The organism is Gluconobacter roseus NBRC 3990 (genome assembly GCF_006538885.1).
Classification (GTDB): Bacteria; Pseudomonadota; Alphaproteobacteria; order Acetobacterales; family Acetobacteraceae; genus Gluconobacter; species Gluconobacter roseus.
This window is the reverse complement of record NZ_BJLY01000001.1, coordinates 34,926-59,506: the sequence shown is the minus strand read 5'-3', so window position 1 is coordinate 59,506 and position 24,581 is coordinate 34,926. Positions and strand designations below refer to the sequence as shown.

20 protein-coding genes and 1 pseudogene are annotated in these 24,581 nt (G+C 59.7%); 9 read left to right on the top strand and 12 right to left on the bottom strand.

Annotation, left to right across the window (positions count from 1 at the left end; translation table 11 throughout):
- Positions 1-14: 14 nt before the first annotated feature.
- Complete coding sequence (locus tag GRO01_RS00200) at positions 15-1,613, bottom strand: alkaline phosphatase D family protein (RefSeq protein ID WP_062508037.1); 1,599 nt, start codon at positions 1,611-1,613, stop codon at positions 15-17.
- A gap of 238 nt (positions 1,614-1,851) precedes the next feature.
- Between GRO01_RS00200 and GRO01_RS00195 the strand changes: the two genes are divergently transcribed.
- The 5 genes from GRO01_RS00195 to hpnR all read left to right on the top strand — a co-directional run bounded on the left by GRO01_RS00195 (position 1,852) and on the right by hpnR (position 8,007).
- On the top strand, positions 1,852-2,325 hold the full coding sequence (locus GRO01_RS00195) for an RNA polymerase sigma factor (protein WP_062508040.1): 474 nt from the start codon (positions 1,852-1,854) through the stop codon (positions 2,323-2,325).
- A 12-nt stretch (positions 2,326-2,337) separates the two neighbouring features.
- Positions 2,338-3,252 (top strand): FecR family protein, encoded by a 915-nt coding sequence (locus GRO01_RS00190; RefSeq protein WP_062508041.1) that lies wholly within the window; start codon positions 2,338-2,340, stop codon positions 3,250-3,252.
- Between the two features lie 99 nt (positions 3,253-3,351).
- On the top strand, positions 3,352-6,036 hold the full coding sequence (locus GRO01_RS00185; RefSeq protein WP_141306703.1) for a TonB-dependent receptor plug domain-containing protein: 2,685 nt from the start codon (positions 3,352-3,354) through the stop codon (positions 6,034-6,036).
- 198 nt (positions 6,037-6,234) lie between these two features.
- Positions 6,235-6,429, top strand: a complete 195-nt coding sequence (locus tag GRO01_RS00180; RefSeq protein WP_141306701.1) for a hypothetical protein — start codon at positions 6,235-6,237, stop codon at positions 6,427-6,429.
- Positions 6,430-6,453: 24 nt separating this feature from the next.
- Entirely contained in the window at positions 6,454-8,007 is a 1,554-nt protein-coding gene (gene hpnR, locus GRO01_RS00175) for a hopanoid C-3 methylase HpnR (RefSeq protein ID WP_062506956.1), read from the top strand.
- A gap of 3 nt (positions 8,008-8,010) precedes the next feature.
- On the opposite strand, the pseudogene tmpT reads toward hpnR, so the two are convergent.
- Together tmpT and GRO01_RS13760 are read right to left on the bottom strand one after the other, a co-directional pair.
- A pseudogene (gene tmpT, locus GRO01_RS00170) lies at positions 8,011-8,616 on the bottom strand (thiopurine S-methyltransferase); the annotation flags it as partial.
- Positions 8,617-8,631: 15 nt separating this feature from the next.
- Positions 8,632-8,778 carry a hypothetical protein gene (locus GRO01_RS13760; RefSeq protein WP_307722786.1) on the bottom strand — a complete coding sequence of 49 codons (147 nt, stop codon included), beginning with the start codon at positions 8,776-8,778 and terminating at the stop codon, positions 8,632-8,634.
- On the opposite strand from GRO01_RS13760, the gene GRO01_RS00165 reads away from it, so the two are divergent.
- Positions 8,771-10,093: an ATP-dependent DNA helicase gene (locus GRO01_RS00165; protein WP_062506954.1), complete on the top strand. Its 1,323-nt coding sequence runs from the start codon at positions 8,771-8,773 to the stop codon at positions 10,091-10,093. The two genes, GRO01_RS13760 and GRO01_RS00165, sit on opposite strands and share 8 nt — an antisense overlap.
- On the opposite strand, the gene panS is transcribed toward GRO01_RS00165, so the two are convergent.
- A complete protein-coding gene (panS, locus tag GRO01_RS00160) occupies positions 10,065-10,982 on the bottom strand; it encodes a ketopantoate/pantoate/pantothenate transporter PanS (RefSeq protein ID WP_062506952.1) in 918 nt (305 codons plus the stop codon). The two genes, GRO01_RS00165 and panS, sit on opposite strands and share 29 nt — an antisense overlap.
- Before the next feature lie 268 nt (positions 10,983-11,250).
- On the opposite strand from panS, the gene GRO01_RS00155 reads away from it, so the two are divergent.
- A complete protein-coding gene (locus GRO01_RS00155) occupies positions 11,251-12,447 on the top strand; it encodes a GGDEF domain-containing protein (protein WP_062506950.1) in 1,197 nt (398 codons plus the stop codon).
- Here GRO01_RS00155 and GRO01_RS00150 read toward each other — a convergent pair.
- The 4 genes from GRO01_RS00150 to GRO01_RS00135 are packed head-to-tail and all read right to left on the bottom strand — an operon-like array spanning position 12,442 to position 16,875.
- Positions 12,442-12,741, bottom strand: a complete 300-nt coding sequence (locus GRO01_RS00150) for a hypothetical protein (RefSeq protein ID WP_062506948.1) — start codon at positions 12,739-12,741, stop codon at positions 12,442-12,444. The two genes, GRO01_RS00155 and GRO01_RS00150, sit on opposite strands and share 6 nt — an antisense overlap.
- A complete protein-coding gene (locus GRO01_RS00145) occupies positions 12,738-14,204 on the bottom strand; it encodes a PepSY-associated TM helix domain-containing protein (protein ID WP_062506946.1) in 1,467 nt (488 codons plus the stop codon). Before GRO01_RS00145 ends, GRO01_RS00150 begins: the two co-directional genes overlap by 4 nt.
- Complete coding sequence (locus tag GRO01_RS00140) at positions 14,204-14,521, bottom strand: hypothetical protein (RefSeq protein WP_231490006.1); 318 nt, start codon at positions 14,519-14,521, stop codon at positions 14,204-14,206. Before GRO01_RS00140 ends, GRO01_RS00145 begins: the two co-directional genes overlap by 1 nt.
- Positions 14,521-16,875: a TonB-dependent siderophore receptor gene (locus GRO01_RS00135; protein WP_244926358.1), complete on the bottom strand. Its 2,355-nt coding sequence runs from the start codon at positions 16,873-16,875 to the stop codon at positions 14,521-14,523. The genes GRO01_RS00140 and GRO01_RS00135 overlap by 1 nt, the downstream gene beginning before the upstream one ends.
- Positions 16,876-17,190: 315 nt before the next feature.
- Here GRO01_RS00135 and GRO01_RS00130 point away from each other — a divergent pair, with 315 nt between their 5' ends.
- Complete coding sequence (locus GRO01_RS00130) at positions 17,191-19,236, top strand: FUSC family protein (protein WP_062506942.1); 2,046 nt, start codon at positions 17,191-17,193, stop codon at positions 19,234-19,236.
- Between the two features lie 212 nt (positions 19,237-19,448).
- Positions 19,449-20,630 carry an MFS transporter gene (locus GRO01_RS00125; protein WP_062506940.1) on the top strand — a complete coding sequence of 394 codons (1,182 nt, stop codon included), beginning with the start codon at positions 19,449-19,451 and terminating at the stop codon, positions 20,628-20,630.
- A gap of 12 nt (positions 20,631-20,642) precedes the next feature.
- On the opposite strand, the gene GRO01_RS00120 is transcribed toward GRO01_RS00125, so the two are convergent.
- The 4 genes from GRO01_RS00120 to GRO01_RS00105 all read right to left on the bottom strand — a co-directional run bounded on the left by GRO01_RS00120 (position 20,643) and on the right by GRO01_RS00105 (position 24,519).
- Positions 20,643-21,119 carry a hypothetical protein gene (locus GRO01_RS00120; RefSeq protein ID WP_062506959.1) on the bottom strand — a complete coding sequence of 159 codons (477 nt, stop codon included), beginning with the start codon at positions 21,117-21,119 and terminating at the stop codon, positions 20,643-20,645.
- A gap of 135 nt (positions 21,120-21,254) precedes the next feature.
- Complete coding sequence (locus tag GRO01_RS00115) at positions 21,255-22,220, bottom strand: arsenic resistance protein (protein ID WP_231490004.1); 966 nt, start codon at positions 22,218-22,220, stop codon at positions 21,255-21,257.
- Positions 22,217-23,506 carry a glucose/galactose MFS transporter gene (gene gluP, locus GRO01_RS00110; RefSeq protein ID WP_062506934.1) on the bottom strand — a complete coding sequence of 430 codons (1,290 nt, stop codon included), beginning with the start codon at positions 23,504-23,506 and terminating at the stop codon, positions 22,217-22,219. Before gluP ends, GRO01_RS00115 begins: the two co-directional genes overlap by 4 nt.
- Positions 23,503-24,519: an N-acetylglucosamine kinase gene (locus GRO01_RS00105; protein WP_083541163.1), complete on the bottom strand. Its 1,017-nt coding sequence runs from the start codon at positions 24,517-24,519 to the stop codon at positions 23,503-23,505. The genes gluP and GRO01_RS00105 overlap by 4 nt, the downstream gene beginning before the upstream one ends.
- Positions 24,520-24,581: the final 62 nt, after the last annotated feature.

Genomic DNA, 24,581 nt, shown 5'->3' with positions numbered 1-24,581 from the left:
GCCCCCTCCAGGCCTCAGGCTTTCTGAAGGCCCGGATTGCCACGCTCGACGGCGAAGCTGGCATAAGTCGACAGCGCGCCATCGCGCACCATGACACGGTCGATGATCTTCAGATCGGCATGCCACACATCCGGCCCCACATCGCACAGCACATAACCGCGTTTATCGGTCGTGGCCTTCAGATGCGGGTTTTCGCTCCGGGCAATCCGGCTGAAATGATCATTATCGCCCAGCCCGTCCGCGCCGGATGAAATGGACGTCGCCAGGAACTCGACCGAGACCGGCTTGCCCCGCCCTGGCTCGACCACCAGATCCCCGGCGAAATGCCGGTGCGCGTCTCCGGTCACGTTGACCACATTTCCCGGGCAGTGCGTGCCGATGAAATCCAGCAGGCGCTTGCGGCTGTAGAGATAGCCCGACCACTGATCCATGCTGTAAGTCAGTTCGGCATGGGCGGATTTGCGATGCGCCAGATCCATGATCATCACCTGATGCGCCAGCAGGTTCCACTTCGCATCCGACCGGCCCAGACCATCAAACAGCCATTGCTCCTGCTGCGCGCCCATCATGGTGCGCTCGGGCGACCAGACGTCCTTACCCTGCGCCGCATTCGTGTCGCCATAGGCCTGATCGCTGCGATACTGACGCGTATCCAGCACGAACATGTTCATCAGGTCGCCAAAGCGGAAGCTGCGATAAAGCTGCATGTGGCTGCCATCGGGAATGGACGTCGCCCGCAGCGGCATGTTCTCGTAATAGGCCTGCAGCCCCGAAGCCCGGCGCAGCCGGAAAATCTCCGGCAGCGTGCTGTCCTGATCTGTGTCTCCGGCCCAGTTGTTGTCGATCTCGTGGTCGTCAAAGCTGACGATCCAGGACGTCGCCGCATGGGCGGCCTGAAGATCCGGGTCCATTTTATACTGGGCATAACGGCGACGATATTCGTCCAGAGAATAACATTCCGGCCCGACATGGCGACGCAGGACATGGGCCTTGTGACCGTCGATCTCGCGCAGATGATCGCCGCTGTCCGGGCCTTCGTAAATGTAATCGCCATAGTGGAACACGAAGTCGATCGGCTCGTTCGCGATGGCGCGCCAGGCGGTGTAGTAGCCATATTCGTAATGCTGGCAGCCCGCCGCAGCAAAGCGCACGCGCGACAGCGGCGCACCCGGCAGCGGGAGCGTGCGGCCCCGGCCGACGGCGCTCGCATAGCCTGCGATATGGAAGCGATACCAGTACGGGCAGTCCGGCTTCAGACCCGCCACCTCGACATGAACCGAATGGCCAAGCTCGGGATGGGCCAGTGTCTGTCCGCTCTGCACGGGTTTCGAGAAACTCTCGTCCTCGCTGACCTCCCAATCCACCAGAACCGGCTTGAGAACTTCCATGCCTCCTGCTTCTTCCAGCGGGTTCGGGGCCAGTCGCGTCCAGAGCACCAGCCCGTCGGACGCAGGATCACCGGATGCCACGCCGAGCTGGAATGGAGACGTCTTGAAGCTCGGATTCTTTTCCAGATCGCGCGGAACGGCGGCCCGCAGGGCGCGGACGCGCGTGGACAGGAGGAGACCCGCGCCAAGGCCGGTCAGCAGGCTTCTACGTTTCATGAACACCATGCAGCACTTCTTTCCAACAGAGCCCGGTTCACAGCGGAACCGGGCTCTCAGAGGTCTTGGGACACACGCCCTCCATTGTGTGGACACATGGAAGAGGGTTTTGCCCACACCCCGAAGCGGCATTTCATGAAACTGTCACGAATGAGAGCGTGCGAATTCCCTAAACGCTTGTCCGCCATCGCCCGGAAAACGCCCCGGCGCGGCGGTGATTCGAAAACGTCCAGAAACGGGAACATGGATGCGCTGTCAGCAGGAATGGTTGCGTCTTTATCGCAGGGTGCGTTCCCGGACCCGCCGGGAGGATGCGGATGATCACCTTCAGAATGCACTCGTGAATTATTTCGAGCGGCCCGAAGGCAGCGTGCAGCATCAGGACGCCTATATCACCCGCAGCGCCATCAATTCCTCGCTCAATGCGATCCGTCGCGAACAGCAGGGATGCGTGCAGGCGGCGGAAGGGTTCGAGACACTCCTCGAGACCCCGGATCCTGCGCCATCGCAGGAAGAGATTTATGAATCGAGCCAGAAACTGGCGCATTTCCGTGCGGGCTGCGAACAGCTTCCGGACAGGACCCGTCAGATCTTTCTGATGAACCGTGTTGAAAAAATGAAGTACAGCCATATTGCGAAATCACTGGCAATCAGTGAAAGCAGTGTTGAAAAACATATCGCAAAGGCGCTGGTCTTCCTTTCAACATGGATGGATCATTGAAATACCGATCTGATGGATGTCACCAAAACCCGTGCGGCAGAATGGATTGCGCGCCTGCATGCCGAGGACTGCACGGAACTCGATCATGACAGGTTCCGGTACTGGCTGGCGAGCGATCCCCGGAACGGTCCGGTCTTCGAGCATCTGACCGAACTGTGGGAAATGGCAGGTGGCGTCACGCCACCATCCGTTACGATACCGCATCAGACAGTGCGCCGTCGCGCCTTCAGTCGGCGGCATGCGCTGGCCGGGCTGGTCGCGACGGTTTTTCTGGCAGTGCCTCCCTGGGAAGGCGCCCATGCCAGCCGCATCGAGGAAACGGGAACCGGCAGCATCCGCGATATCCGCATTACGCCCCATACCCATTGCCGCCTCGACACCCAGACCCGCCTCGTGATCGGACGCAGCGGACAGCAGGCGCGACTGTGTCACGGACAGGTCATGCTTTCGACGTCGGGACCGGACGCATTCCATCTGTCGGCCGATGGCATGACCGTGCAGCTTCACGGGCAGACGGCCGCCAATATCCGGATCAACAGCGGCGATACGGAAGTCACGGCCGTCCAGGGCAAGGTGTTCCTGAGTGCCGCGGCCCTGCGTGCGGCGGGGCGCTGGGTCATGCCGGGGCAGCGTCTACGGATGTACCGCAATGGCGGATGGAACATCGATTATCCCGATCTGGAAACGCTTCTGTCCTGGCAAGGTGGAGAACTGGTGTTCCGCAATCAGCCGCTGGCGGACGTGATCCAGGAAATCAACCGTTATGCCTCACGGCAGATCGTTCTGTCCGCGCCGCGTCTGGCCTCACAGCGTCTGAGCGGCGTTTATCATGTGCGGCAGGGGGATGCGTTCTTGCAAATGCTTCCACATCTTTTGCCATTACGCATCCGGCCGGCCCATAACGTTTACGAAATCGTTGCTTTGTGACGTTTCGATGAAAACCGCTGCACCGCGCTGAGGTTTTCGATTTTTCATCTGTCTTCCTGTCGAGACCGCATTCAGGCCCGACGACAGGAAACGAGCCCCATGACCCCGCCCACCCGTTACCCCCGCCGCACCGTTCTGCTTCTGTCGGCAGGCGCGACCATTCTGACGCAGACGCTGTCCAGCGCCTTCGCTGCCCCCGCCTCCAACGTGCATATCGCAGCACAGCCCATGGGGCAGGCCCTCGTGACACTGGGGCAACAGACTGGCCGCAACATCATCTTCACACCCGATGCGGTAGCCCATCTCCGTGCCCCGGCTCTGAACGGCACCCTGTCGCCGAATGAAGCCGTCAAGCGTCTGCTGCGCGGTAGCGGACTGAAGGCCGAGGCCATGCCGGATGGCGGCGTCATTATCCGCAAGGACACGTCCGCGCGCCCAAAGCCGCAGCGCCTGCGTGAAACGCAGGCGCATGAGATCGAGCAGATCGTCGCAACCGGCCACCGCACACGTTCGGTCATGAGTGTCAGCGGTGACGAAATGCAGACGCTCATGCCAGGCCAGAGCCCGATGCAGGCGCTGGACCTGCTGCCGGGCGTGACGTTCACCAACGTCGATCCCTGGGGCAATAACGAGCAGAACTCCAGCATTTACGTCCACGGCTTCAACCAGAACCAGCTCGGCTACACGATGGACGGCGTGCCGCTCGGCGCCGGGGCTTACGGCAACTATAACGGCCTGTCCCCGCAGCGCGCGGCCATCAGTGAGGACATCGGATCGACGTCCCTGTCCTCTGGTGCGGGTGCGCTGGGTACGGCCTCAACCAGCAATCTGGGCGGGACGATCGAGTTCACCACGCGCGATCCGAAGCAGAAGGCTGGTGCCACAATCAACCAGACCTTCGGAAGCTATTCCACATTCAGAACATTCGCGCGCGTTGATACGGGCAATTTCGGCAACGGCAATTCGGCTTATATGGCGTTCTCCCGTCAGGATGCCCGCCCTTGGAACCTCGGTCCCGCCAATCGGCAGGGCGGCTATCAGGTGAACGGAAAATTCGTTCACAAGGGCGAAAACACAACCATCACCGTCTATTTTGACTGGCAGAACAAGGCAGAGCCGAACACACAGGGTCTGACTGCCCCGACGGATCTTTATGCCCGCGGCGCCTTCTATCCGGACCTGAATGCCGCTACTGCGGGGTATCCTGCTGAAAGCTCAACAAAGGCCGGTCCGGCAACGCCGAATAACAAGTATTACTTCTCCGCCGCCCAGCGGACTGACTACCTGACCTATCTGAAGATTTCCCACCGGTTCAGCCCGAACCTGAACTGGGATAACCAGCTTTACTTCCATTATGACGACGGTGCAGGTGTGGTGGCGACATCCATCCGCACGAATGCAATCCTGACCATTCTGGGTACGTATCTCGATCCGACTGGCACGAAATACATCAAGAATGGCCAGTTCACCTACAGTGTTGCAGGTATTGATCCGAAGGTCTGGGATGCCACGGGTGGCACGGCTTTTGCCGTTCGCACCACGGAATACAGCGACTATCGCGGTGGTCTGACCAGTACGCTGCATTACCGGCTTGGCCATCACAATATCGAACTGGGCGGCTGGTATGAGCGCAACAACAACATGCAGGCCCGGCGCTGGTATCCGCTGACCGCCACCAATACCCTGACGCCTTATGAACGCCCCACCAACCCGCTCTTTACCCAGTGGCAGAACAATTTTTACACCAACACGTTCGTTACGCATCTTCAGGACAGCTGGAAGGTTACGCCGCGCCTGACACTGACGGCGGGTTTCAAGTCCGAACTGGTGTATACGAATGGCACGCTGCCGATTGCTGCCCTGCCGCAGTCTCTGGCCTCGTCGGTAAAGGGCGCGAAAACGATCGTTGATACCAGCACCCAGACCATCGCGGGCGGCACGATCCCGTCTTTCAATCCATTCCTGCCGGCCTTCGGTGCGCTGTGGAATTTCACGCAGCATGAGCAGCTTTTTGCCAATATCCAGGAGAATATGAACTCCTTTGCCTCCACCGGATATGGCTCGACTTCTCCCTGGGCGGTGTCCAATCAGGCGGATTTCGAGAAGTTCAAGCGCAGCGGCAAACCGGAATCCTCATGGACGTATGAAACCGGCATCCGCACCAGCCATCCGATCAACACGCGGATCCTGACCGGGATCAGCGGGCAGCTCGAATATTATCACGTCGATTTCTATAACCGCCTCGGCACCATCTCCCCACCGGGTCAGGGCATTTCGGGCGTCGGCAATACGGTGGCGAACCTTGGCAGTGTCTCGACGAACGGCATGGATATGTCCTTTACGCTGCGTTTCGGGCCGCATTTCTCGATCTATGATGCCGTGTCCTATGTCAGCAGCATCTACGGCAACGACTTCATGGATGGTGCGACACTGTATGCCACGCAGGGCAAGAAGGTTCCGGCCATTCCGGCCTGGTCCGACAAGTTCGCCGTCAACTACAATCAGGGCGGCTTCAATGCCCAGTTCAGCGGCAGCTATATGGGCGTCCGTCCGGGCACGATCACCAACAGCGTCATGGTGCCGCCGCGCGTGCAGCTCGCCTTCAGCTCCAGCTACACGTTCCGCCACATCCCGCACATGAACAGCCTCAAGCTCCAGTTCAACGCCAGCAACCTGACGAATGCCCGCTCCTGGTCCTCGATCTCTGCGGGCGATGCCAGCACCTATACTGGCTACCCGACCGCACCCCGCATGTTCTTCGGAACGGTCTCAGCCGCTTTCTGATGCTCGTCTCTCAGGCTTTCGAGCCTGAGAGATTTTCCCATTTTGAAAATCTTCCGGGAAATCCAAAAGGATTTCTCGACCGGGCATTGTCCCGCTCCATGATGCCTGATCGCAAAGGTAGAGCCAGAAGAGTCCCGCTCCGCTTCTCCTCTTTTTCACAACAGTTCACGCAGTCGTGAAAACCATGATTTTCTCGACATGCCTGATTCTGCCTGCCTGGTGGAGAGTGCAGGTTTTCCGGGGATGCCGTCGCTTGCATCCATCCGGACTTCACGACGTTTCCCATCGCATGACAGTCTTGCGGGCATGTGCCGGATCGGTGTGTCGTTTGATTGCTGGAAAGTGAAGGCCTATGTCTCACGATGTCATGTCGTCACAGTCGTGACCAGATAAGCCGCAAGAGAATGGGATCGCTTCATGAAACTTCTGGCCGTTCACCCAAGTGCCCTGATGTACACGCGCGTGTTCCTGCGGCTGGAACCACTTGGGCTTGAACTTGTTGCGGGCGCTGCACGCAATGAAGGACATGACGTTCAGATCATCGATCTCCAGGTCGAGAGCCATGAAGACTACTGGAAGCGTCTCGCTGACTTCAAACCGGATGCGATCTGTTTTTCAGGAAGCTATCTGGCGAACATTCCCGAGATCCTCGACCTGTGCAAGGAAACGAAACAGCGGATGCCCGGGAAGTTCATCTTCGTGGGCGGTCATTCGGTGTCCTTCATTGCACCTGACGTGCTTCAGCTTTCCGAAGGTGCCATCGACTGCATCCTGAAGGGTGAAGGCGACGCGACCGTCGGCCTGCTGCTGGAAGCCATCGAAAAGAAAACAGACCTGCTGAAGGTTCCCGGTGCCATCACGGTGGATGGCGAAGGGCCGCCGCCGATCTTCGTGAAAAGCCTCGATACCGTCCGCCCGGCGCGTGACCTGCTGCATCACCGCAACAAGTATTTCATCGGTACGCTGGACCCGGCGGCTTCCATCGAATTTGCCCGTGGCTGCCCGTGGGACTGCACGTTCTGCAGTGCCTGGACGTTCTATGGCCGCTCCTACCGGACCGTCAGCCCGCAGGTGATTGCTGACGAGCTTGAGGCACTGAAAGAGCCGGGCATCTTCATCGTTGATGACGTGGCCTTCGTCCATCAGGAACATGGCATGGCCATCGCGGACGAAATCAAGAAGCGCGGGATCAAGAAGGAATACTATCTTGAAACCCGCGCGGACGTGCTTCTGCGCAACAAGGAAGTTTTCAAGACCTGGAGCGAAATCGGGCTGACCTACATCTTCATCGGGCTTGAAGCCGTGGATGAGGAAGGGCTTAAGCAGTTCCGCAAGCGCGTCTCGCTGGATGCCAATTTCGAGGCTCTGGAATATGCCCGTTCGCTCGGTCTGACGGTTGCGATCAATATCATCGCCGATCCGTCCTGGACCCGCGAACGGTTCGAAGCCGTGCGTCAGTGGTGTCTCGAAATCCCGGATATCGTGAACATCTCCGTCACGACGCCCTATCCCGGCACCGAGATCTGGCACCGCGAGGCCCGCCGCCTGACGACGCGCGATTATCGCCTGTTCGACATCCAACACGCTGTTCTGCCGACCACCCTGCCTCTGCCCGAGTTCTACAAGGAACTGGTCAAGACGCAGCAGGTGCTGAACACCAAGCACATGGGCTGGGAAGCGCTGAAGGGCACGGTCGGGATTGCGACACGTTTGCTGCTGCACGGACAGACGAACTTCGTGAAGATGCTTTGGAAGTTCAATTCGGTCTTCAATCCGAAGCTCCAGCTCTCCGACCATATGCGCAAGCCGCGCTATGAAATGCCGGTCCAGCCGGACGTCGTGGACAAGATCGACCGCAAGGCGCTCTACGTCCACGGCCCGGGTGGTCGCCGGACGCGCGCGCTCGACGATGCGACAGAGGGCTTTGTGGACAAGACCCGTATGGGTGCGGAAGCCGCCGCCGCGGAGTAACGGTCAGGACGAAGGCGGAAGTGGGCTGAAACGCCAGACGTTTTCGGACGCCGGGCAGCGGCCTTTCAAGCCGCCTTCGACCGCCCGGCTTTCCAGAAGCGTGAAAGCATAGGTCTGACCATAGCATTCACGCAGGAACGCCTCGTCGACGGAAAAAGGCGGTCCTTTCAGGCAGGACTGATCGTAATCCAGCGTCACGAGAAGTTCGGGAACCGGACCGGTCAGGAACAGGAGATGCACCGCATAGGCCCGGCGCAGGTCCTCCGGCAGGGCGATCAGTGCGGCGCGGTCATAGATGCCATCCATCGGGCCGAGCAGATCAGGCGTCAGGTCGAAAATATTGCCTGCGAAAATACGGATGGTCCCGGTAGAAAAACAGCGTAATGGCCCTGCATCCACAATGTCGGGCGTGATGCCGAGGTCGCTGAAGAACCGGTGCACGGCGATATCGCTTAGCTCACATCCGGTCACGTGATAGCCCTGCCCCGCGAGCCAGACCATATCCTGGCTCATGCCGCACAGAGGGACGAAAATCTGCGCTCCCGCCGGAAGATCCAGAGCCGCGATATGACGGGTCAGGAGCGGATTGGCCTGCGTTTCGTGAAAGCCCGTCTCGCCGCGCTCCTATTTTTCCTGCCAGAAAATGGCATTCGATTTTGCGTCCATAAGTCCGGCTTTCTTCCTGCTTTTCCCGGCTGAGACTGTGCCGGGTTCTGCTGGCGAGGCAATGGCATGTGTCGGGAAAATATGAGAAAAGCCGCTCATGGTCATGCTCACCCCCTCCCAGCAGCAGGCACTTGATGAAATCATTGCCGCACATGCCGCAGGACGGCCGACGCATCTTCTGACGGGATATGCGGGTAGCGGCAAGACGACGCTGATGCAGGCCGTCGCCCGGCATTTCATGGCCGAAAAGAAGGTGGTCGTCATCACGGCGCCTACCCACAAGGCCACCGCCGTCCTGCGCTCAAAGGTCGATCGGGACGTTGACTGCCGGACTATCCAGAGCCTGCTGAGCCTTCAGCCGTCCTCGCAGGGCACGACCACGACCCTCGTGCGTTCCAAGCGGCCGCAGACGATTGCCGATGGCATTGTGATCGTTGATGAATGCTCGATGCTCTCCGCGGAGCTGATGAACTGGATCCGCGATCTTCTGCGTTACTGCTTCGTGCTGTTCGTGGGCGATCCTGCACAGCTTCCACCCGTGGGAGAGGCTGCATCCCCGTCCTTTTCCGTGCCCTCGCGCTCCCACCTGGAAACCGTCGTGCGGCAGGCGGCGGGTAATCCGATCCTCGAAGCCGCGACCATCATCCGCCAGAGCCAGGGCGGTGACGCCGACTGGAGCTGGGTCCGCGATGCGCGTCAGGAGCAGACGGGCCTGTTTCTGCCCAAGGATGTGGAAAGCTGGGTGCGCAAAGCGTTCCTGTCTGATGCCTTCGCCGAAGACAACGACTGGTGCCGCTATCTGTGCTGGACGAATGCGCGCGTGCATCAGATCAACCGGATGGTCCGGCTCTGGCGCTATGGCGGCGAGACGCCGACGCCTTTCATGCCCGGCGAACGGGTCGTGTCGCGCGCGCCGTTTTCCGTCCAGCAGGAAGAAGGCGGCCCGCGTCAGGCGATTGCCACGAATGAGGAAGTCCTCGTCATGGACATCAAACCCGGGCGGCTTTCCTACAAGTTCGAGCTCTGCAAGGACGTGCCAGCCTGGGTCGCGGATCTTGCCTCATGGGAAGTGACGCTGCTGACGATGGCGGGCGAGGAAATCACCGGCCATATCGTGCAGAACCAGAAGGATCTGGATGCTGTGGACCGGCGTCTGGTGCAGGAAGCGAAGCAGCAGCATCGGCGCTGGAGCCATCGTTTCGCGTTTCACAATGCCCTGCTCCAGCTTCAGGCGATCTATGCCATGACGGTCCATACAGCACAGGGCAGCACGTTCAAGAACGTGTTCGTGGATCTCGGCGATATCGGCCGCCGCGCCCGGCAGAACCCGCTGGAGACGCAGCAGCTCTGCTATGTGGCGGTGACGCGCGCCACTGACATGGTATTCCTCGTCAACACGACGGGTCTTTCCGCACGATAGGCCGCGACGCCCACAGCGACGCCAGAATGGACCCCGAGACGTTGTGCCAGATGGAAAAAACCGCTCCCGGCAGCGCTGCCAGCGGCGAGAAATAGAGACGCCCCAGTGTCGCGGCGAGGCCCGAATTCTGCATTCCCACTTCCAGCGCCAGCGTGCGGCAGATGCTTTCATCAAAACCGAGCAGTCGTCCGCCCCAGTAGCCCCCCAGCAGACCGATCCCGTTATGCAGAATGACCGCCAGCAGCATGACCGGACCGGCCTCTTTCAGAGATGGCCCCACACCGGCGACGATCGCCCCGATGATGAGCAGGATCGACACCATGGCCACCAGCGGGAGCGCGGGCTCCACCCGCTTCACTGCGCGATGGCACAACGTATTGAGCGTAACCCCTGCCAGCACGGGAAGCGCCACCATCGTCAGGATACTGCGGAACAATGCCCAGCTATCCACGGCCACACCAGTAGACACATAGAACCGTACCAGAAGCGGCGTTGCGACAATCCCGACGAGGGTGGAGAAAGCGCTGATGCTGACGGAAAGCGCCACGTCCCCGCGCGACAGATAGATCATGACATTCGAAGCCGTGCCGCTCGACACGCAGCCGACCAGCACCATGCCCGTGGCCAGCGCGGATGGCATGGACAGCAGATGCGCAATCCCCCAGGCGGCAAGCGGCATGACGAGATAATGCAGCCCCACGCCCGCCAGAACCGGTGCGGGACGACGCAGGATCCGGCCGAAATCGGCAGGCGTCAGGGAAACACCCATCGTGAACATGACGAAGGCCAGAAGCGGCGTGATGACAGGAACTAGCGTCAGGAACGGTCCGGGCAGAGAAAGGGCGAAGCCGGACACCAGAATGGCCCAGAGAGGAAAAAGACGAGTCATTTTCAGAGCATGACCGTTTCAGAAGGGAAATTCTCAGGATGCATTCGACTCAACTGGATGAAAAATGACAGAAATGCCCTTATGCCGGGGCATGGCTGGTCCGTCATCTCTTTGGCTGACGTATCCGGAAATGAGGTAGCCCGAAAAATGCCATTAACCCGGAAGTAAGCTGAGGATGTCTTGATGGTGTTGCGAGGAATCGAAATCCGTCTGCCAGCTTTATACGGGAGTGGCCTTTACAGCCTGTTCAATAGCCCATGCTCCATCAATGACTCCTGATCCCCCTACTCTGCTCGGATGCAGCGCGGTTATTTTCCTGCTTCTGGGTGTCCATTTCATCCTGTCTGAACTTCCCGGCAGGCGATGGGCGCGTATCATCTGGTATGCGGCACCGTTTCTTCTGGGATCATTGTCCGGTCTGTTTTTCATTATCCCGACTCTTCTGCCGGGCTTGTGGGCGCTGCGGCTGGGTGCTCTGTCCATGACCCTGGCCTATGGGGCCGGATGGCAGGCCCTGCGTGTCATGCTGGGCTGTCAGGTGCAGCTTCCAGTACTGCTGCTCGCCTGTAGTGCGTCTTTCCTGCTTTCGATTCTCGCCGGACCGACCGGCCTGCTCCATGTCGTCAGCACAGGCTTTCGTCTGGCAGTCATTGCAGCTTTCCATATTTTCGCAGCACGTGATCTGCAACAGAACGTCAGGATCATGACACCCGCAAGACGCAGTCTGCTGCGACTGCTACGCATCTACGCAGGCTTCCATCTTTTTCTCGTACCATTTGTCCTGTGGATGCCAGCCCCTCTGGGCGCGGCTCCGGCCACTGTATGGGCAGTAACGAGCTATAATTTCCTTGCAGTCATTGAAGTGGCGCTGTTTGCACTGGCGATGATTGCAATCCCCTGGGAACAGCTTGCCTTCCAGCAACAGGAACTGATTCTGCAGGATCCTCTCTCGGGGGGCAGCAATCGCAGGGCCTTTCAGGCCTGGCTGGACAATGATCAAAAGGTCTGCACCCACGAAGCGTTGCTCATGGTCGATATCGATCACTTTAAGTCCATCAATGACGCCCATGGTCACGCGGTCGGAGATCAGATCATTACCGCCATGGGACGTGTTTGTGCCGACATCCTCTACCCCACGACAATTCTTTTTCGCATTGGCGGGGATGAATTTGTCGTCGTCTTCCAGTGTGATAGCCCTGATGAAATGCTTGCGACTGCGGAACATCTTAAAAAGGCCTTTGCAACGGAAACTCGCATGATCGGAGGTGGCGCCGTCATGGCGACGCTCAGTATCGGCGCCGCGCTGTGTCCCGGTATCGGAATTCCCCGGACGGAACTTCTCGCCCGGGCTGACAGTGCTCTCTACGCTGCCAAACAGACTGGAAGAGATCGTGTAGTGCATTTCCCCTGGGCGGAAGAAGCAGTCTCTTCAGCCCTGACCAGTAAAGGCTCCGGAGATTCATAGATTCTTTCTGGCACCCATCGAAAAATATTCCCTGTAACGCGCCAGCGCTGACCATCCCAACGCGACCAGCACTGCAGCCAACGAAAATGTCGCGGCCCAGACCAGAACAGCCGTAGAAGCACGCTCCAGAAAGCAGAGCATCAGAGCCAGTACGGGCAAGGCAAAGCGTGTCCATCTTACCGGTTTTAGGAAGGCGGGTCGTTGCAGGTGAGCGATCCGCAGCATCTTGGGTTCGTGCAATGCCTGAAGAAGCAGGCTCAGGCTCCACAGCAGGGTGCAGACAAAAATGGTCACAGCCGTCGTGCCATCTGAAACGAGACAAGAGCAACCAAAAGTGCCACGAGATCTGTTGCAGCAAAAACTGTTGGAGCATGGAAAAGGCTGGCGCCCGGACGGGTTGCAAGATCCAGCGGCGTCAGAAAAAATCCCAGCGTGCCCAGACAGAACAGCTGGATTTTCCAGCCCTGAAACGGGCGGTGCAAACCGCTCCATCCCAGACCGGCAACCATGCTGAGAACCCAGACAGCCAGAAAGACATATCCTTCTGCAAAAGGACGGTCATGCAGCGCTATCGGCAAAAGCCGATTGGCCCAGAAGAACGCCACTGTCGCCATCAGAAAGCCAACGATACTGCCGATTGCCAGACCTTCCGCAATGCGGAACATGATCTTTCGCCCGGACTGACGGCGGCGTTTCATGAGGAAAATGACCGACCCGCTGGCGAACATGATCGCCCCCATCACTCCGGACAGGAAATACAGCCAACGCATTCCATACCCAGTCCACCGGGCATAATGCAGACCATCGAGCACCTGCTGCGTATGGGTAATCGGACTAGGCAACAGAACGTGGCGCAGGACATGGCCATCTACGGGGCTAAAGTCGACGTGTTCGCGGGTCAGGAGCGGGCCGGACGCATCAGTTCTCGACACAAGGATGCTCTGGGAGAGGAACAGGATAAACCCGACCTGTCCGGTGCCGAGTGTCCGTTCAGCTTCCGACAGGATGGGAGCCAGCGGCGGAAATGGCCGGGAGGGTGGAGCAGGCTGTTTTTCCGGCGTTTCAGGGACAGAGGGTGCCGGCGTCCGGAATACGTTTTCAATGGAAGCCGTATAGGACACTGGCGGGAAAAGGGTCCGTGCACGGATGAAGGTTCCGCTATAAGCCATCAGGACAATGAAAGGCAGGAACGGCACGCTCGCCACCACATGCACATCCAGCCAGGCCCGCAGTCGGGACGCGAAGGGACGCAGAAGCGTTAGGTCGGAAACCAGTCCCTTTAGATGGATGATGACGCCGGACCCGATCGTGACCAGCAGCGCAAGCCCTGCGAGAGCAATCAGGGTCTCGCCATAGATCCCGGTCCGCATCGTATAATGCAGGTTATAGAAGAAGGTCCCGCCCACCGTGACGCGGGCTGCGAGACGTTCTCCGGTCTGCGGGTTGTAGGGAACGGTAAGAAACTCGTACCCGTCATGATGCTGGAGACGCAGATAGGGGTCCCGCAGCGAAGGCAGGGTTATGAAGGGCTTTTCGCCCTGCGCGATCAGGTCCTGCACGTCCGGAAGCAGACGATCCAGTGAGCGGGGAGAAAACGTATCGGTCTGCGGAGGAGCTTCCGGCTGGCACCAGCGCGTCAGTTCGGTATCGAACATGGCCAGACAGCCGGTTGCGAAAACACAGAACAGCACGAGGCCCGCAGCAAAGCCGACCCATGCGTGAAGCCACCCCATCCGGGTTCGGAGCGTATCCTGCATCAAGGACTCAGCACAACAGCCAGAGCGGCGATCAGACAGACTGCACCCGCGATGAGGCCACCGCGTAACGGGCTGCGTGTTCCAACAGCGATCAGCAGGAGAATGGGAAACACGGCGATGGCAATCATCTGCCCGAAGATCGTCGCGTCATGTCGCGCGCCCGGCCCCCATTTCGGCGACCCCAACGTGATGAAATGCGCCGCCATCCAAGCCAGTGCAAAACCCAGCAGGGCGCGCCAGATCCATCGCCGGGTTGGCGAAGCTGGGCGCGATGTGGAACGACAAGATGGCGTCTGTGTCGGGACTTCAGAAGCCATCAGAAATTCGAGCGGAGGGTAAACATGAAGTTCCGGGGTTCGCCGTAGTAATTGTAGTAATAGAAATTTCCGAGCCGCTGATAATAGCGCGTGTTTGAGATGTTGTTGAGGTTCATGGTCAGTGCCAGATAACGGTTCCACTGGTAGCCAACCTGAGCAGATGCCGTGATATAGCCGGGCTGTGTCACGAGGCGATTGCTTCCGAATGTGCCGCTCTGCGCGTTGATGCCGCCGCCGATGCTCCAGACATTCTTCTGCGCGCCCCTGTAAGGTTCGATGCGGTAATGCGTCCAGAGTTTCCACAGATGGTGCGGCGAGTTCGCAGCATAGGCCAGTCCGGCACTCGTGGGCGTACCATTATCGACGATGCGGTTGTCGTTATAGGTATAGCTGGCGTTGATATCCCATCCCGGCAGCGGGCGACCGATCACTTCAACTTCTGCGCCCTGACTACGGGTCTTGCCCGCTGCGACGTAGCAGGTCTCGGCATGGCTCGGGCCGCAGGTGGGGTCCAGATCGCTGTTGGCGATGGCATCATTGCGCTGGACGATTTTATACCCTGCCATCGTGAAGCTGAGCATCTGGTTGAACAGCGCTCCCTTCATGCCTCCTTCAAGCTGTCCTCCGCGCACCGGATCGAGCTGGCGCCCGTCAGCGCCATAGGCCGATTGCGGGCTGAAGGTGTCGGTGTAGCTGGCATAAAGCGTGATATGCGGCAGGACGTGATAGACCAGCGCGGCATAAGGCGTGAGGATACCCTGCTGGTTGATGGAGGTCTCGGTGACTGCACCCGGCACCAGATCACGAGATTTCTGCACATAGCCGCTGATACGCCCGCCCAGCGTCAGGAAAATACTCGGCATGAGCTGAAAGCGCCCCTGCCCATACACGCCCCACTGCTCGGTCGGCTCCCAGCTGCGGCTTTTGATGGACGGGAGGATGGTATTTGAAATCGCGCTGTAGTCACCGATCGGCAGACCGGCCAAAGTCGCATTGGTGCGCGAATTGACGCTCGCCCCGCCACCTTCATAAACGTAGCGATTGTAGTTCGCGCCGATCATGAGCGTGTGCGTCCGGTTCAGCAGATGCAGCGGGCCGGTCAGGTAGCCATCCACACCATCGTTGGTCTCACCATAGATGGAGCGTGCAGCAACATAGTTCGCAGTCCTAGCGCTGGCCGTGTAGGCGTTGATATAGCTGTATTGCAGGTTGGTATCGGCTGTCCTGTGCCGGCCAGTGATACGTCCAACCCATCCCATGCCGAAACGCCGCTCAATCTGGCCCATCACTTCCGTCGTGGGCACCTGGCTCTTGTTCCAGTCCGACCCGATATACGTGTTGCGTGGCAGGTTGAGGTCCGCTCCGGTTCCGGCCAGACGCGGCAGACCCATGTAGCGCGTCGTGTCATTGGACTGCGACGTGACAGAGACCGTAAGGGTTGTGCGGCGGTCGATATGGATGTCCGTAACCCCATAGATCGTCCAGCGACGGTCATAGGCGTTTTTATAGAAGAAATCGCGATCGGTTCCGGACATCACGAGACGGGCAGAAACGATCTTCGAGTTCCCGATCGGGCCGCCGAGATCAACCGTGGCATGGTAATTGTTCCATGAACCGGCACTGAAAGACGCATTGCCCTGAAAGGTCTCGGTCGGGCGCTTGTGCACGAAATTGACACTGCCGCCCGGTGCGCTCGAACCCTGCAACACGCCGTCGGGACCGCGCAGAACCTCGATCCGGTCGTAGATTGAAAGATCGAACTGCTGGCCAAGCTGGAGGCCACCGGTTGCGGGCGAACCATCATACTGGGCCGCAAGCTGGAAACCACGGGATGTAAAACCGGCTGTTCCATCACCGTAAAGGTTCACATTGACGCCCGCGACCTGCTTGAGCGCGTTATCGACCGTAAAAAGATTCTGGTCCTTCATCTGCTGCGTGCTCAGGACGGAAATCGACTGCGGCACATCTTCCGGCCGCAGCAGCATCCGCGTCGTGGAAACCGCCCGGACCGTATAGGTGCCTGTCCCATCCGTAGATGCTGTCGGGCGATGTCCATGCACCAGAAGCTGCTCGACACTGCCGGGGAGACTGTCATCCGCCTTGGCTTTGTGAGGCACGGAGGATGGGGATTTTCTCTCTGAAGATGCCTTACCGTGCTCATGCTTCGAGACTGGCAGAGCAGCGGGAGTAATCTGGGCAATTGCCTCCTCCCAGCCGCCAGACAGCAATGCGATGGCGTACAGGGTTTTTCTGAACCGCGTTCCCGGACGGTTCATCGAGGAAAATGATGCGACCCCGTTCCGGCTTTCCGGCAACGGGCGGGAAAAAGAACCCGGATTATTCCCTGTCTGCATCACATGCGCTCTCGAATGGTCGTGTGTTGGTTACATCCCGTAACAGGATCGATGTGAACTTATATGAGAATAATTCGCATTAACAGGGGATATGCTCATTTTCCTTTCGGAAGCGGTCCGCTGAAACAGTATGTTTTCAGTCGATGCGTTTCTGAGGCATGAAATATGAACAATTATTACAATTGATTTTCCGCCTGCTGAAGGACACATATCACCCCGTTCAATCGGTTGTACTGGCAGCGGGATTTCATGGGGCCATTCTTCAGTCAGGAAGCACAGAAAATACGGTCATCATTTACTGTATTCTTTCGTGATTTGTCCTGGCTCTATGCGCCTCGTCTTTCCGCTCTCGGTTTTTCACTCCGCACGACAATTGCTGCACTGGTCGCTCTAGCCATTGCTCTCTGGATGGAACTGGGACAGCCGCAATGGGCCCCCATGACCGTGTGGATCGTGGCGCAGGGGACTCTGGGGGAAAGCCTCTCCAAGGCCCGCTGGCGCGTGGCGGGAACACTGGGTGGCATCGTCTCGGCGATTGCCCTGGCAGCGGCTTTTCCACAGGCGCCCTGGCTGTTCTTTCCGGCGCTGGCGGTCTGGATCGGGTTGTGTACGGCTCTGGGCACGCTGGTTCATAATTTCCGCAGCTATGCGTTCGTGCTGACGGCCTATACCTGCTCCATCGTGTCCCTGAGCGCACAGGCGCAGCCCGATCAGGTGTTCAGCATCGCCATGGCGCGCGGAAGCTACATTCTTCTGGGCGTGATCTGCGGTACCGTGGCGGACATGGCCTGCCGGAGCAATGTTCCCGGCAAGGCGCGTGCCGCCATCCGCAGCCAGCTCCAGCAGATCGTGCTCGAAGCGGCTAATGCCTCGCGTGACATCCTGCTCGAACACGGAACGCCCGAGAGCGATCTGCATAACATCTTCTCCCTGTCGCTCAGCCTGAGTGACCGGATCGAGTTCAGTGCCATCGAGGTCGGACGTACGAAGGGCATTGTCGATTACGCCCGCGCTACGCTTGGACTGGCCTCCCGGCTGATGTCCCGCGCACTGGGCATGCGCAGCCGGCTGAGCGCCGTGCCCCAGCGTTCGGAACGCACACAAACCCTGCTGCAGGACAGCGCCGGAATTCTGGATCGGCTGCGGGTCGATATTGATGATGCCGATACTCTGCAGACCCTGCGCCAGGACGTGCTTGCGCTGATCGGCCGGTGTCAGGCGAACATTGAACAGACGGTGAGTCTGCCGCCTGCGGAAAGCGATAGTGGCATCGTCTTCAATGATCGTATCCTGTTACAGGGCCTGCAACTGACGCTGACGGAACTTCAGCATCTGCTGGGCTGTCTGGCCAGTGATCCCAGCGAAAACCCGAGCGCCGAGAGCTACAGACTGGCGCGCCCGCGAAACTGGTATGCCGCCATCCACAATGGTCTGCGCTCCTGTGCCGCCGTTCTGATGGCAGCCTATGTCTGGGAAGTGACGGCGTGGCCGGACGGGCCGCTTTTCATCACGTTCGTCTCGGTGGTCTGCGCGCGTTTCGCTTCCTTCAGCAACACGCTCCTGGCCAGCAGCGCGTTTTTCTCCGGCGCGGTCTGGGCGACGCTTGCGGCGGTCGTGCCCGTCTTTCTGGTGATGCCGGTCACGGCGTCCTATGCGATGCTGTGCCTGACGATTTCGGTCCCCATGCTGATCGGCGGACTGGCGACACGTGCTCCCGCCCTCGCCTCACGGGCCGCATCCTTCAGCAATTTCTTCCCATATCTAATCGGCCTCGACAATCACAGCCGTATCAACGAAACCGAATGGTTCAACACGGTGTTCGCCTTGCTAAGCGGCCTCGGCTTTGGTGTGCTCGTGTTCCGCTATGTCTTTCCGTTCCAGCTGACGCGGTTTTACCGGAACTTCCGGCTGGATCTGCTGTCCGATCTGCGACTTATCGGAAAAAACCGGCGCTGGATGACAGAGGCTGTCTGGGTCGGCCAGATCGTCCTTGGCATGGAACAGCTGATTGCCCACACCAAGTCAGTCCAGGCCCGCTCCAATGATCGCTGGCTACACGCCGCTTTTTCAATGATGACGGTCGGGCGCAACCTGCTTCAGCTTCAGGCCTATCGCGCCCAGATCGGCCTTCCCGAAAACGCACGGGCGATCCTTGCGCGCCTGTGCGAGAGTTTTGCCAGCGCTTCAGCCGGACCCGAAACCCTGGAACTCCAGTCGCGGGAAGCACTGGAGAGCCTCGCCGTCATGGAGAACGCAGAAACCAGCCGGAACACCCGCCTGCTTCTGTCTTCAGTGACGGGATGTCTGATCATCATTTCGACGGAGCTTGGTCACCGGAACGAAATTATGGAAGCGTCCTGAAACGATTTCCCGAATCCGTGAGTTTTCGCGGGGAAATGGAAAACAATCATGTTCACAAATCTCTGAAAATACTCGGTTTCGCGGGACATTCCGCCGGTCCGGAAGCAATCGGATTCATGAGTTGAATTTTTGGGTTTCCGTCATGCGATCAAAGTGCCAAAAGCCCTCGCGTTCGGGGCGCTCGGGTCGCCGTTCCAGTCAGGAAGTCCGCCGTGTTCAAAACGCTCTCCGCTCCGGTGATCGCAGGCCTCTGCGCCCTGTTCGCGTCGACCTTTATCGCGATAACGACCGAGGTCGCACCGGTTGGCCTGCTGATCGACATGGCCAAGTCCTTCAATATCACCGAAGGTCATGCCGGGCTGGCCGTCAGCGCCTATGCGCTGCTCGTCGCGTTCGGGGCCGTGCCCATCACGATCGCCACGAGCCGCATGGACCGCAAGATGCTCATGCTGCTCTGCCTGTGCGGATATGTCCTCTCCAACCTGATCTCCGCGATGGCGCCGAACTTTGCCATCGTCTGTGCCGGCCGTGCCCTTGGGGGACTGTCGCATGCCCTGATGATGTCCATTGCAGCGGCCTATGCCGCCCATCTGGTGCCCGAACGCATGACGGGACGGGCCATTTCCTTCGTCTTTGGGGGAACATCTCTCGGGTCCGTGCTGGGCGTTCCTGGAACAGCCGCGATCAGCCATTTCGCGAGCTGGCGTGTGGCGCTTTACGTCATTTCGGGGCTGGCGGCGATGCTGACGGTCTTCATCGCGCTCTATCTACCCCCCGTTCGTGGGGCGGACACCAAGGCACTCAAAGTTCCGACCATCCGCTCCCCGCAGGCTGCACGCATCTTCGGCGTCGTGATCGGCGTGAACGCCGTGTTCTTCTTCGCCCATAACCTGCTCTACACCTATGTCTCCCCGCTTCTGCTGGCGCATGGCCTGCCGGAGCATCTGCTGAGCGTCGCGCTGCTTGTTACGGGGGGCGTCAGCATTTTCGGTCTGTGGGGCGCGGGACAGGTCGTGGACCGCTGGCCGGCAGCGGGTCTGTTCGGCGGTGGCCTGGCCATGCTCACCGGCATGATCCTGGTCTATGGGCACCTGATTTCCGCGTGGCCCAGCGTGGGTGCCGTCGGGCTGTGGTGCATGGGTTATGCCGCCATCATCCCCTTCGTCATGTCCGGCGCCATCCGCGCGCGCGCCACCGGCGCGGATGTGGCCGGAGCGGCCATCAACAGCAGCAGCAATTTCGGCATCCTTCTGGGCTCGGCCATCGGCGGCCACCTTCTGAGCACGCTGGGCTTTGCCGTGCTGTGCCCGGCCTCCATCGTGATCGCCCTGGGCGGCATCCTGCTGGCAGCGTTCAATCCCGCAGCCTTTCCCCGTAGGCTTCAGCAGGACTGAGGCCACGTTCCCCTAGCCGATCATGTCCTTCTCCTTCTTTTCACGCTCCGCCCCGATGCTGAGCTTCTGATAGATCCCGAGCGCGATCACCATTCCGGTTGCCACGACGAGAAGGGCAGCGGGATAGAGGATGTCGCCGGGAGCTTTGCCACTACGCTCGAACACGCCGACCAGCCCTTCGATAAAGACTGCGATGATGACGGTCGTCATGAACTTGGTCAGGCTGACGCGGGCTTCGGCGATGGACTGCTTGCCCTTGGGCCGCAGGACTTCTTCCTCGATGAAGTATTTCGCCACATCGAAAACGGCGATCGAGATCACCACATAGCTGATGGCCTGAAGGATTTCCTCGCGTCCCTCCGTCAGGGACGCCACGAAGGCCGAGACAAGACCGATGCCTCCCGAGAGGATCAGAAAGCTCGCCAGAAGGATCAGCAGCGCACTGGCACCCGCAAAGGCCCAGCGGGACAGGGAATGAATGTTCGGCATGATGTGTCGCTCTGCATCTGAAGGAAAACCGCAGACGGATCCGGACATTTTCAGCGACAGGGACCGTCCGCGGGACAGCCTCACATTATCCGACCTGATAGTGCAAATGCGAGCAGGATCTTCAAACTGCGCAGACTAGGAGCGGCTGGCTCCCAGCCGGGGTATGACCTGAATGAAGACCAGTTCCGCAGCAAGTTCGACCAGTGTCTGGGTCACGATCACGGCGGCCAGAAGAGGCGCCCCACCCGGCACGGCCAGCGCAAGCGGCAACACAACGAGCGAGTTACGCGTCGCCCCACTGAAGGCCAGCGCCCGCCCGGCCGGTGCCTCAAGTCCGAACAGCCGCGAGATGCCCCAGCCCAGTCCGGGTGCAAGCAGGGCGAAGGCTGCATAGACCGGCGCAACCTGAAGCACGACTGCCCTCGCCGGCCCGAGATGCGGGGTCATGGACGCGATGACGATGAACAGAACAATCGCCGTAACCGGCACAGGCAGCAGACCCAGCCCCGTGGCGACCCGCTGCCCCGTCGAAGTTCGTCGCGCCCAGAGCTGGACGATCCATGCCAGAAATAAGGGAATGATGATCAACCACAGGAAGGCATGCAGGAACGGTCCCGCCTGAACCAGCTGCGACATTCCCTCCCCCAGGAAAAGACGAAGCCAGACTGGAAGCAACACCATCTGCACTGTCAGAAGAACGGGTGTAGCGGCAAGGAGAAGAGCCGCATCCGCCCGCCCCATCTGGGCAAACGTCACCACCCAGTCGATACAGGGGCAGAGCAGGACCATCAGAATGCCCAGCCGAATCATCCCGTCTGCCGGTGCGAACGGGAGCAGTAATGCTACGAGCGCAGGAACAGCCAGGAAGTTGGTCACCAGAAGGGCTGCAAGGAACCGTGTCTTACGGAAAGCCTGCCCCAGTTCCGCAAGCGGGATCTGCAGAAAGGTCACGAAGAGCATCACGCCGAGGGCCGGATTGATGACGGCCTCCCAGGACGCCGTTCCCTTGACCAGCATGGCTGTCCCTGCCCCCAGAAGAACAGCGAAGAAATACAGCGCAACCTGATATTTTTCGAGCCGGTCCCGCAAAGGTGTCATCATGGCTCCTGATCCAGGGGCAAACGACCTGTCTGGCCATAGCGTCGGGCATAAAGCAGAAGGGCAAGATAGGATGGCAGAACAAGCAGGGCAAACATGGCCTGAAAGCCGAAGACGGGTTTCAGGGCGACATAGATCTGCGGAATGATTGCGCCGCCGCTATACGCCATCACAAGTAAAGCAGATGCCAGGGGAGTCCACAGGCCCGCGCCCCGGATGGCGATCGGAAAGATCGTAGGCATCAGCATGGCATTGGCGGCCCCCAGAAGGGCGACGCAGAGTACGGAGACATAACCGTGCGTCAAAAATGCTGCGGTGGTGAGCAGTCCTCCCATCATGCAGGCCAGTTCCATGAGCCGCTCCTGCGTCACGAACCGGGGTACAATCAAAAATCCGGTCACATATCCCCCCAGCATGGCCGCCAGGGTCAGAGACGTGAAAAAGCGGGTCTGGCTGAGGGGCAGGCCGAAGCCCTGTCCGTAAGTTCCGATGGCATCCCCGGCCATAACTTCAATTCCGACATACAGGAACATCACGGCAATGCCGGCGACCAGATGCGGCCGGAAAATGCGTTTGCTGCTTTCCAGCGGTCCGGGAATCGGGGGCGCCTGCAGGTCGGGCAGTGGACAGACTGCCACGCCGATTGCCGTTATCAGCAGGACGACCGCCATTGTCATGTAGGGAGCGTAAATGGCGTGGACGAAACCGGTCAGAAGAGCATTGCGCGCCACAGGGTCGATCGTCTCCTGCGCGCGTTGCGAGATGCTGCCGATATCGCCCATGACCAGTGTTGCGAGCACAATTGGCGCGAGGATCCCCGCGCATTTGTTGCACACCCCCATGATGGCAATGCGCTGGGAGGCGCGTTCGGACGGGCCAAGCAGACTGACCAGCGGATTGATGACGACCTGCATCAGCGACAGACCCGCCCCCATGACCAGAAGACCGGTCAGCGCACCTCCGTAAAGGCGCATGGCAATGAACTGTCCGAAGAGTGCCACGCCTGCCGCGCAGAGAAGAAGCGATACGGACAGTTCGGTCCGCAGGCCAAGCTTCCGGGCCAGAAAAGACGCCGGAAGCGAGAACAGGAAATACGAGAAATAGAACACCATCGGGACAAGGAAGGCGCTCGTATCGCTGAGATCGAACGCAACGCGGACGAAGGAAATCAGCGGGCCGTTCATCCAGGTCACAAAGCCCATGATGAAGAAAATCGCTGCTGCAACACCCAGCGGTGCCAGTCCGTAACGTCCGGTCAGGCCTTCATCAGGCCGAACAGAGCCCGTCACGACGTCAGACCCGCATCGCGCAGAATTGCCGCTGTCCGGCTGATCCAGGAATCATCCGGATTCCATCCAGCCAGTCGCGCGGCACTGAGCAGTCCGCCTCCAACCGGAGGAAGGCGTGGCTCAACCGGGGCGCCATGCCGGGCCGCGATGGCTTCCCGAAGGAAGCGGCTCTGGAAAGTTCCACCCGCATAGCTCCATGGCAGGCGCGTTTCGGGAAAGCGGCGCTGTGCGGCAGCAATGTGCTCGGAGAGATGGTCGGCAGCCTGATGCATCAGACGTCTGGCTGGCTCAAGCCCCTGTTCGGCCAGATCCGAAACGATCCGGGTCAGCGCCGCAACACTGGCCCGAGGATGCTCGAGCGCGCCATACCATTCCAGCAGCGCCGTCCCGCAGGGTTCTGTGTCGAGCGGCAGCCCCATGGCGCCTGCAAACGGGGCGAGAAAAGCCTGATCTTCCTGATTGCGTCCATCCAGCAGCATGGTCAGCAAGGACAGTGCCTGACGCCCGATCCAGAACGCGCTTCCTTCGTCTCCGAACAGGCCACCCCAGCCTCCGACCTTGATCTGGTTGCCCTTGCCATCCGTTGCCCAGGCGACCGAACCCGTGCCGGAGAGCAGAAGAACCCCCGCCTGTCCGCCAAATGCCCCGGTACACGCCATTTCAACGTCACCGGTAAAGCTGAAAGGCTGCGGAAACGCTGCCGCGACAAGCTCCGCCTGCCTGCGACCATGAATGCGGCTTTCGCCATAGCCAGCAATCCCAAGCGAAAGCGCCGCCGCTGTGTCGGGGATCTGCGCGAGCAGTCCGTGCAAAACAGACTGCCAGTCGCTCTGGTCAAACGGATTGGAACCCGCGGCCCGAACCACAGGACCCAGCGTTCCATCCTGACCGAGCACGACCAGAAGCGTCTTGGTTCCTCCCCCATCTATGGCCGCGATACAGGGCACAGTCTGAGGCACAGGCACCCCGTGGGAGAGAGGGAGGGACTGTATGTTCTGGAGCGAAGCGGGCATGGGAAATGTTTCGTTAGGGGCAGCAAGGTCGGACACGACAATCAACGTGACATGAACTGCAC

Excerpts from the sequence above, each read along its gene's own strand:
- GRO01_RS00145 (WP_062506946.1), bottom strand. The coding sequence starts at position 14,204 with ATGCAGGATACGCTCCGAACCCGGATGGGGTGGCTTCACGCATGGGTC.
- GRO01_RS00180 (WP_141306701.1), top strand. The coding sequence starts at position 6,235 with ATGCCTGATTCTGCCTGCCTGGTGGAGAGTGCAGGTTTTCCGGGGATG.
- GRO01_RS00190 (WP_062508041.1), top strand. The coding sequence starts at position 2,338 with ATGGATGTCACCAAAACCCGTGCGGCAGAATGGATTGCGCGCCTGCAT.
- GRO01_RS00200 (WP_062508037.1), bottom strand. The coding sequence starts at position 1,613 with ATGGTGTTCATGAAACGTAGAAGCCTGCTGACCGGCCTTGGCGCGGGT.
- GRO01_RS00195 (WP_062508040.1), top strand. The coding sequence starts at position 1,852 with ATGCGCTGTCAGCAGGAATGGTTGCGTCTTTATCGCAGGGTGCGTTCC.
- panS (WP_062506952.1), bottom strand. The coding sequence starts at position 10,982 with ATGACTCGTCTTTTTCCTCTCTGGGCCATTCTGGTGTCCGGCTTCGCC.
- GRO01_RS00115 (WP_231490004.1), bottom strand. The coding sequence starts at position 22,220 with ATGATGACACCTTTGCGGGACCGGCTCGAAAAATATCAGGTTGCGCTG.
- GRO01_RS13760 (WP_307722786.1), bottom strand. The coding sequence starts at position 8,778 with ATGACCATGAGCGGCTTTTCTCATATTTTCCCGACACATGCCATTGCC.
- GRO01_RS00165 (WP_062506954.1), top strand. The coding sequence starts at position 8,771 with ATGGTCATGCTCACCCCCTCCCAGCAGCAGGCACTTGATGAAATCATT.
- GRO01_RS00140 (WP_231490006.1), bottom strand. The coding sequence starts at position 14,521 with ATGGCTTCTGAAGTCCCGACACAGACGCCATCTTGTCGTTCCACATCG.
- GRO01_RS00185 (WP_141306703.1), top strand. The coding sequence starts at position 3,352 with ATGACCCCGCCCACCCGTTACCCCCGCCGCACCGTTCTGCTTCTGTCG.
- GRO01_RS00120 (WP_062506959.1), bottom strand. The coding sequence starts at position 21,119 with ATGCCGAACATTCATTCCCTGTCCCGCTGGGCCTTTGCGGGTGCCAGT.
- GRO01_RS00135 (WP_244926358.1), bottom strand. The coding sequence starts at position 16,875 with ATGCAGACAGGGAATAATCCGGGTTCTTTTTCCCGCCCGTTGCCGGAA.
- GRO01_RS00105 (WP_083541163.1), bottom strand. The coding sequence starts at position 24,519 with ATGCCCGCTTCGCTCCAGAACATACAGTCCCTCCCTCTCTCCCACGGG.
- GRO01_RS00155 (WP_062506950.1), top strand. The coding sequence starts at position 11,251 with ATGACTCCTGATCCCCCTACTCTGCTCGGATGCAGCGCGGTTATTTTC.
- hpnR (WP_062506956.1), top strand. The coding sequence starts at position 6,454 with ATGAAACTTCTGGCCGTTCACCCAAGTGCCCTGATGTACACGCGCGTG.